This window comes from Blastococcus sp. TF02-8 (assembly GCF_003319175.1).
GTDB lineage: Bacteria > Actinomycetota > Actinomycetes > Mycobacteriales > Geodermatophilaceae > Blastococcus.
Window position 1 is genome coordinate 373315 of sequence record NZ_QOHK01000004.1, and the last position, 7562, is coordinate 380876.

Here is a 7562-nt window from a genome sequence, read left to right on the forward strand (position 1 = left end):
GCGCGGCGGCATGCTCAGCGGTGGGCCGGCCGCTCCACCGACGAGCGAGGGGTGGGCAGCGCCGCCCGGGCGGCCGCGGCGCACTCGCGCAGCCACGCGGGGACGTCGTCGGGGTCCATCGGCCGGGCGAAGAGGTAGCCCTGGGCCTCGTCGCACCCGAGCTCCAGCAGTCGCTGGCGCACCTCCGCCGTCTCGACCCCCTCGGCGACGATGGTGAGCCCGAGGTCGTGGGCGAGCTGCACGACGGTGCGGGTGACCGCCTCGTCGGCGCCGTCCTCGAGCAGGTGCGTGACGAAGCCGCGGTCGATCTTCAGCGCGGTCACCGGCAGTGTCTTGAGGTAGGAGAGCGAGGTGTAGCCGGCGCCGAAGTCGTCCACCGAGACGCGCACGCCCATGGCCCGCAGCCGCCGCAGGGTCTCCGCGGTCCGCCGGGGATCGACCATCGCCGCCGTCTCGGTCATCTCCAGCTCGAGGGCGTGCCCGGGGAGCTGCTCGGCGGCGAGGACGTGGTTCACGTGCGCGGGGAACTCGGGGTCGAGCAGCGTCGCCGGTGCCACGTTGACGGCGACGTCGACGTCCCACCCCTCCGCCCGCCAGCCGGCGCAGCGACGGATCGCCTCGCGCAGCACCCATTCGGTGAGCGGCCGCATGAGGGCGGCGCGTTCGGCGGCGGGGACGAAGGCGCCCGGGCCGAGCAGGCCGCGGTCGGGGTGCTGCCAGCGCACCAGCGCCTCGAAGCCCATGGTGCGCCCGGTTCGCAGGGCGACCTTGGGCTGGAAGTGCAGTCGCAGCTCGCCGCCGTCGATGGCGCCGCGCAGCTGGGCGAGGAGCTCCAGCTGGCCGGCGTCGTTGGTGTCGTCGGCGGGGTCGAACAGGCGGACGCCACCGCCCTCGTGCCGGGCCCGGTGCAGGGCCATGTCGGCTCGGCGGAGCAGCGAGGGCATGTCGTCGCCGTGCTCGGGGTGCAGCGCGACGCCCATGCTCGCGCCCACCTCGAGGGAGACGCCGCCCACCGCGAAGGGACGCTCCAGCCGGGCGAGGAGCGCCCGCGCCCGCACCAGCGCGGCTTCGCCGTCGGGGACGTCGCGCAGCAGGAGGGCGAACTCGTCGTCGCCGAGCCGGGCCACGAGGTCGTCGGGGCGCACGGCGGAGCGCAGCTCGTCGCCGATGGCGACCAGCAGCTCGTCGCCGATGGCGTGCCCGAGAGCGTCGTTGACCTCCTTGAAGCCCTCGAGGTCCAGGAGCAGCAGCGCCGAGGTGTGCTTGCGCAGGTCCTGCTGGACGAGGAGCGCCCGGTTGCCCAGCCCGGTGAGCGGGTCGTGCAGCGCCCGGTGCTCCCGCCGCAGCATGCGCCGGCGACTGGTGGTCCCGAGGATCACCACGCCGATCAGCAGTGCGCCGACGGTGAGGGCGAGGCGGATGGTGGCCTCGCGCAGCTGGCCGGCGACCACGTCCTCCGGCAGCAGGATCTCGGCGACGAGTCCCACGGGCACGCCGTCGGGGCCGACCGGCGCGATGAGCACGGTCGCCGTCGGGCCGGCGCGGTCCTCGTCGTGCTCGAACTCGACCTGCGGCCTCCCGGCCAGCACGTCGGCCAGGTGCGCCTGCTCCTCGGGGGAGAGCGGGTCGGGGTCCGAGCTGTCGCTGTAGAGGAGGCGGCCGTCGCGGGTCCACAGCTGCAGGCCGACCAGCCGGTTGCCCTCGCGCAGATGCCCGACCCCTCGGCCGATGCGGGCCAGCACGTCACCGGGGAGAGCGGTGACGACGGCGACGTCCGCCGGGAGCTCCACCTCGACCAGCAGCTCGCTGACGACGCCGGCATCGGTGATCGCGTGCTCGAGCGCCCGTTCGCGCTCCCGCTGCTGGAGGTTCAGCGCACCCGCGCCGACGGTCACCCCGGCGAGGACGAGCACCAGCGCGAGCAGGCGCCAGGACCTCACCATGCGACCCACCGGGCTCCCCTTCCGGGCCGCGACCCTCGCGTCCGAGGAAGGGATCGGCGCGCGAGCGTGGAAACTTGATCGTGCTCAACCTATCGGGGGACCGTTGTTCGCCGGAGCTGCATCCGGATGCCACCCGCCGGACGAAGGAGGACTGACGGTTCCCCGGAGGAAGGACGGCACGCCATGAGCGAGCTGCTCGTCGCGCCCCCGTCCCCGCCCAGTAGCGTTCGCGTCGTGTTCGAGGACTCCGTGGCCGCCGGGAGCGGCGCCCGGGAGCCCGCTGACACCGCGTTCGGGGACCTGGCGCCCGACGACGCCGAGGTGGGTCGCCGGTTCGCCGCCGGCGACGAGCAGGCGCTGGCGTGGGCCTACCAGCGCTGGGCCGGCCAGGTCCACGGCATGGCGGTGCGTGCATTCGGGCCCGGCCCGGACGCCGAGGACGTCACGCAGCAGACCTTCATCGCGGCCTGGACGGGCCGCGCCCGCTTCCGGCCCGGCGAGTCCCCGCTGCCGGCCTGGCTCGTCGGGATCTGCCGGCACAAGATCGCCGACACGTGGGCCCGCCGCGACCGGCAGCGGCGCGAGGCCGAGGCCGCCCTGTCCCAGGCCCAGGCCACGCCGACCGGCACGCCGGGTCCGTCGGTCGACAGCGTGGTCGCCGACCGCATGCTCGTGCTCGACGAGCTGGACCGCCTGGGCCAGCCCCAGCGCGGCATCATCGAGCTCGCGTTCTTCGCCGATCTCACCCACAGCCAGATCGCCGAGCGCACGGGATTGCCCCTGGGCACCGTGAAGTCCCACATCCGCCGCACGCTGGAGCGCCTGAGGAGCCGATTGGAGGGTGACGGTGCCGCACTGCCCGCCTGAGCAGCTCGCCCTCGCCGCGCTGCACGAACCGCTGCCCGACGACGACGCCCGCCACCTGGCCGACTGCGCCGTGTGCCGGACGGAGGTCGACTCGCTGCGCCGCGCGGTGGACGCCGTCGCCGTCCCGGAGCTGGCCGAGCCCGGACCCACGGCGACCCCACCGGCCTCCGTGTGGGCCGGGATCGCTGCCGCGACCGGAGTCACGGCCGTGCCCGAAGGAGTACCGGCCGCGCAGCCGGCGACGGCACAGGTGCTGCCGCTCCGCAGCCGCAGCCGCCGGCGCGGGGTGCTGCTGGTCGCCGCTGCGGTGGTCACCGGCGCGGTCGCCGGCGCCGGCGTCACCGCCCTCGTGCGGGGCGGGGACGACGACACCCGGCAGCTGACCACCGTCGCCCTGGACCCGCTGACCGACGAGCGCGCATCGGGCCGGGCCGAGGTCGTGGTGCGCGGCGACGGTTCCCGGGCACTGGAGGTGCAGCTGGACGCCCCGGCCCTGGACGACGAGTACTACGAGCTCTGGCTGATCGAGCCGGACGTCGTCGACATGGTCCCGCTCGGCGTGCTCCGTCCCGGCTCGCAGACCTTCGAGCTCCCCGCCGGGCTGGAGCTCGCCGAGTACCCGCTGGTCGACGTCTCCGTCGAGCCCCTGGACGGCGACCCCACGCACTCGGGGGTCTCGATCGCGCGTGGGCAGCTCGACAGCTAGATGAAGGACCCCATGCTCCCCACCACTCGCGCGCTCGCGGCGGGCCCCAGCACGAGGCCGCACGAGTGACACTGCCCTACGAGGAGCTGGGGGCCCACTGGCGCTCGGTCCGGCCCCGGCCGGCCGGCCGGCACCTGGACAGCGCCGCCGCCAGCCGCCAGACGCACCGGGCGCTCGAGGCGGCGGCGCACCACGCCCGCCACGAGGCCGAGCTGGGCGGCTACGTCGCCGAGGCGACCGCGGAGAACCTCCTGCAGCAGGGGCGCTCGGTGCTCGGCGGCCTGGTGGGCATGGCCGCCGCGGACGTCGTGTTCGTGGAGTCCGCCCAGGCCGCGCTGCGCACGCTCCTGTCCGGGTGGCAGCTGCCGGCCGGCTCGCGGGTGGCCTGCCTCCCGGGGGAGTACGCACCGAACATCGCGCTCCTGGGGGCGGCGGGGCTGCGCCCGGAGCCGCTGCCGGTCGACGGGATCGGCCGCGCCGACGTCGACGCGGTCGGCCGGCTGCTGGCGGGCTCTCCGCCGCGCTTCGTGCACCTGACGCACATCGCCAGCCATCGCGGCGTCCTCCAGCCGGCCCGGGAGATCGCCGAGCTGTGCCGCGACGCAGGGGTGCCGCTGGTCCTGGATGCAGCCCAGTCCCTCGGCCACGCGGACGTCGACCTCGGCGCCGACGTCGTCTACGGCACCTCCCGGAAGTGGCTGGCCGGCCCTCGCGGCGTCGGCATGCTGTTCGTGCGGCCCCGGGTGGCCGCGGAGCTGGTGCCCCTCCTGCCGGCGCCCGCCGACGTACCACCGCTGCGGGCGTTCGAGTCCGGAGAGGCGCACGTCGCCGGCCGCGTGGGTCTCGTCGTGGCCACGGGCGAGCACCTGGCCGTCGGCCCCGAGGCCGTGCGCGAGCGGCTGGCGGCGCTGGGGCGCCGGACCAGGGAGCTGCTCGACGGGGTCCGCGGCTGGCGGGTGGTGGAGCCGGTGGACGAGCCGACGGCGACCACGACCCTGCGCCCACCGGACGGCGTCGACGTCGTCGAGACCCGCACCAGGCTGCTCACCGAGCACGGGATCGTGCTGAGCGCGATCGGCCCGGAGCGCGCGCCGGGGGAGATGACCGGGCCGGTGCTGCGTGTCTCCCCGCACGTGGACACGGCGCCGGAGGACCTCGAGGCGCTGGCCGCCGCGCTCTGAGCGGTCAGCCCGAGGGCTCGTCGTCCACCTGGACGTCGAGGTCCAGCACGTCGTCGTCCACGGCGGTCACCGTGACCGTGACGCCGTACTCCACGGCCTCGCCGTCGGGTACGAGCACGCAGCGCAGCTCGGCGCCGGCCTCGGGGGGCAGCTCCTCCGGGCAGGTCACGTCGGCGGCGACGCCGGTGCGCTGCTCGAGCACCCGCTCCGCCTCCGCGGCCACCTGCGCCGCAGTCGCCGGGTCCGTGCCGCAGGCGGTGAGCAGCAGCCCCGCTCCGCCGAGGACGACGGCGACGCGGGCGGGCACGGGCCCACCGTAACGCGGTGCGTGCCAGACGGGTTGCGACAGGGGACGCAGGCGTCTCGGCATCGAACCAGCCGCGTGCCGCCAGTCGCTCACGGACGAAGCCGGTTGCGCTTCGCTCGGCTCAGGTCCTATGGTGCATTACATGAGTAATGAACCCGGGGACCACTGCCTCCCCGGCTCACCGCGGGCCTCGTCGTGAACGAGGACGCCGGCCCCATCTTCCGGCAGGTCGCGGACCAGATCGAGAACGCGATCGTCGACGGCTCCCTCGCCGAGGAGAGCCAGGCCCCCTCGTCCAACGAGCTGGCCGCCTTCCACCGGATCAACCCCGCGACCGCCGCCAAGGGCCTCAACCAGCTGGTGGCCGACGGGGTCCTCTACAAGAGACGAGGAGTCGGGATGTTCGTCGCCCCGGGTGCCCGCGAGCAGCTGCTGAAGCGCCGCCGCAGCGAGTTCGCCGACCAGTACGTCCGTCCGCTGATGACCGAGGCGCAGAAGCTCGGCATCTCCCCCCGCGAGCTCACCGCCCTGATCGCCGACTGGGAGGACCAGTGACCGCCACCGCAGCCGTCACCGTCGACGACGTCACGATGCGCTTCCGCGAGCACACCGCCCTCGACGGCGTCTCGACCACCTTCGCGCGGGACAGCATCACCGGCCTGCTCGGTCGCAACGGCGCCGGCAAGACCACTCTCATGCAGCTGGTCACCGGCCACCGCGTGCCGACGACCGGCAGCGTGCACGTCTTCGGCGCCTCGCCGTACGAGAACGACAGCGTCCTGCAGGACGTCTGCTTCGTCCGCGAGGGTCAGCGCTACCCCGATCACTTCCGGGTGCAGGACGCACTGAGCGCGGCCGCCATGCTGTTCCCGAACTGGGACGCCGACCTCGCCCGCTCGCTGCTGCGCGACTTCGACCTCCCTGCGAAGCGCACCATCAAGAAGCTGTCCCGCGGGATGACCTCGGCGGTCGGCATCATCATCGGTCTCGCCTCCCGGGCTCCGCTCACGCTGTTCGACGAGCCCTACCTGGGGCTCGACGCCGTCGCCCGACAGCTGTTCTACGACAGGCTGATCGCCGACTACGCGGAGCAGCCCCGGACCGTCGTCCTCTCAACCCACCTCATCGAGGAGATCGCGCCGCTGCTGGAGCGCGTCCTCCTGATCGACCGGGGCCGGGTGCTCCTGGACGACGACGCGGAGTCGCTGCGGCACTCCGCGGTGACGGTCAGCGGCCCCGCCGAGCATGTGCAGGCCTTCGCCCGACGGCACGACCTCCTGCACGCCGAGTCGCTCGGCGGCCACACCCGCGCCGTGGTCCGCGTGACCGACGGCGACGCGCGCCAGGCTGCGGCCGACACCGGCCTCACCGTGGAACCGACCAACCTGCAGCAGCTGATCGTCGCGATGAGCCTGCAGACCCCCGGCGAGCGCGCGCCCCTGCAGCCCGCGCCCCCTGCCGACCTCGAGGAGGTCTCCTGATGACCCGCGTCCTGCAGGCCGCCCGCCTGCATCTGGTCAACCCCCTGGTGAGTCTCGGCATCCCGTGGCTGGTGGTCTCCATCAGCTTCGCGATCAACGTGGCCGTGTGGCACCTGACGCCCGCCGGTCAGCAGGAGGGCGGCTTCACCGGCGGCGTCCTCGCGCTCTACGTCACGGTTCTCGTCGTCTTCGTCCAGTCGGTGACCCAGCTGCTGCCGTTCGCGATGGGGTTGAGCGTCAGCCGGCGGACGTTCTACCTCGGGACGGCGCTGTTCGCGGTGGCGCAGTCGCTGTACTACGGCCTCGCCCTCGCCGTGCTCGACGCGGTCGAGGGGGCCACCGGCGGGTGGGGCGCAGGGCTGAACTACTGGGCGCCGGGGCCGTTCGACGTCGACAGCTTCTTCCTGCAGGTCCTGGCCTCGGGCGCGCCGATGCTGGCCTTCATCGCCATCGGGGTCGGCATGGGGGTGGTGCGGCAGCGCTTCGGCCCGGCCGGCATCTGGGGCCTCGTCGTGTCGACCATGGTGCTCTTCGGCGGGCTGGCCATCCTCATCAGCTGGCTCGACGCCTGGGGGAGCGTGATCGTCTGGTTCGCCGACCAGTCGGTCGCCACGCTGACCATCGGCCTGCCGGCTGGGCTGGCCCTCGCGCTCGCGGTGGCGACGTTCCCGGGGATCCGCCGCGTCGTCCCCTGACCGGTCCTGCTGCGCCGTCCCCGTTCCGTCATCGTGACGAAGCGGGGGCGGTCGTCGCCCCGCCCCCCGCGGCACAGCATCCGGGCGCTTTGTGCACTTTTCGCCCGGGCGGTTCGTGCACTTTCTGCCCGGGCGGTTCGTGCACTCTCTGCCCGGGCGGTTCGTGCACTCTCTGCCCGGGCGGTTCGTGCACTTTTCGCCCGGGCGGGGGTGGATACGACGATGGGCCCCAGCCTGGTGGCTGGGGCCCATCGTCTCAATGGTTGTCCGGCGGCGTCCTACTCTCCCACCCCGTCTCCAGGGCAGTACCATCGGCGCTGAGAGGCTTAGCTTCCGGGTTCGGAATGTTGCCGGGCGTTTCCCTCTCGCCATGGCCGCCGTA

8 protein-coding genes and 1 rRNA gene are annotated in these 7562 nt (G+C 74.0%); 6 read left to right on the top strand and 3 right to left on the bottom strand.

Features of this window, described 5'->3' with window-relative positions; all coding sequences use genetic code 11:
- Positions 1-14: 14 nt before the first annotated feature.
- A complete protein-coding gene (locus tag DQ237_RS11000; protein ID WP_113800035.1) occupies positions 15-1943 on the bottom strand; it encodes a bifunctional diguanylate cyclase/phosphodiesterase in 1929 nt (642 codons plus the stop codon).
- Between the two features lie 183 nt (positions 1944-2126).
- On the opposite strand from DQ237_RS11000, the gene DQ237_RS11005 reads away from it, so the two are divergent.
- The 3 genes from DQ237_RS11005 to egtE all read left to right on the top strand — a co-directional run bounded on the left by DQ237_RS11005 (position 2127) and on the right by egtE (position 4697).
- The gene (locus tag DQ237_RS11005) at positions 2127-2810 is read left to right on the top strand and encodes an RNA polymerase sigma factor (protein ID WP_113800037.1); all 684 of its coding nucleotides are present in this window, start codon (positions 2127-2129) and stop codon (positions 2808-2810) included.
- Positions 2785-3516 carry an anti-sigma factor gene (locus DQ237_RS11010; RefSeq protein ID WP_240619570.1) on the top strand — a complete coding sequence of 244 codons (732 nt, stop codon included), beginning with the start codon at positions 2785-2787 and terminating at the stop codon, positions 3514-3516. The genes DQ237_RS11005 and DQ237_RS11010 overlap by 26 nt, the downstream gene beginning before the upstream one ends.
- Before the next feature lie 65 nt (positions 3517-3581).
- Positions 3582-4697, top strand: a complete 1116-nt coding sequence (gene egtE, locus DQ237_RS11015; protein WP_205730163.1) for an ergothioneine biosynthesis PLP-dependent enzyme EgtE — start codon at positions 3582-3584, stop codon at positions 4695-4697.
- A 4-nt stretch (positions 4698-4701) separates the two neighbouring features.
- Here the strand turns inward: egtE and DQ237_RS11020 are convergent, their stop codons facing one another.
- The gene (locus tag DQ237_RS11020; RefSeq protein ID WP_205730164.1) at positions 4702-5004 is read right to left on the bottom strand and encodes a DUF4333 domain-containing protein; all 303 of its coding nucleotides are present in this window, start codon (positions 5002-5004) and stop codon (positions 4702-4704) included.
- A 195-nt stretch (positions 5005-5199) separates the two neighbouring features.
- On the opposite strand from DQ237_RS11020, the gene DQ237_RS11025 reads away from it, so the two are divergent.
- Genes DQ237_RS11025 through DQ237_RS11035 form a run of 3 tightly spaced genes read left to right on the top strand, consistent with a single transcriptional unit; the run spans position 5200 to position 7180 of the window.
- On the top strand, positions 5200-5559 hold the full coding sequence (locus tag DQ237_RS11025) for a GntR family transcriptional regulator (protein ID WP_113800039.1): 360 nt from the start codon (positions 5200-5202) through the stop codon (positions 5557-5559).
- A complete protein-coding gene (locus tag DQ237_RS11030) occupies positions 5556-6485 on the top strand; it encodes an ABC transporter ATP-binding protein (RefSeq protein WP_240619571.1) in 930 nt (309 codons plus the stop codon). Before DQ237_RS11025 ends, DQ237_RS11030 begins: the two co-directional genes overlap by 4 nt.
- The gene (locus tag DQ237_RS11035; protein WP_113800041.1) at positions 6485-7180 is read left to right on the top strand and encodes a hypothetical protein; all 696 of its coding nucleotides are present in this window, start codon (positions 6485-6487) and stop codon (positions 7178-7180) included. The genes DQ237_RS11030 and DQ237_RS11035 overlap by 1 nt, the downstream gene beginning before the upstream one ends.
- 265 nt (positions 7181-7445) lie before the next feature.
- Here the strand turns inward: DQ237_RS11035 and rrf are convergent.
- A 5S ribosomal RNA gene (gene rrf, locus DQ237_RS11040) occupies positions 7446-7562 on the bottom strand.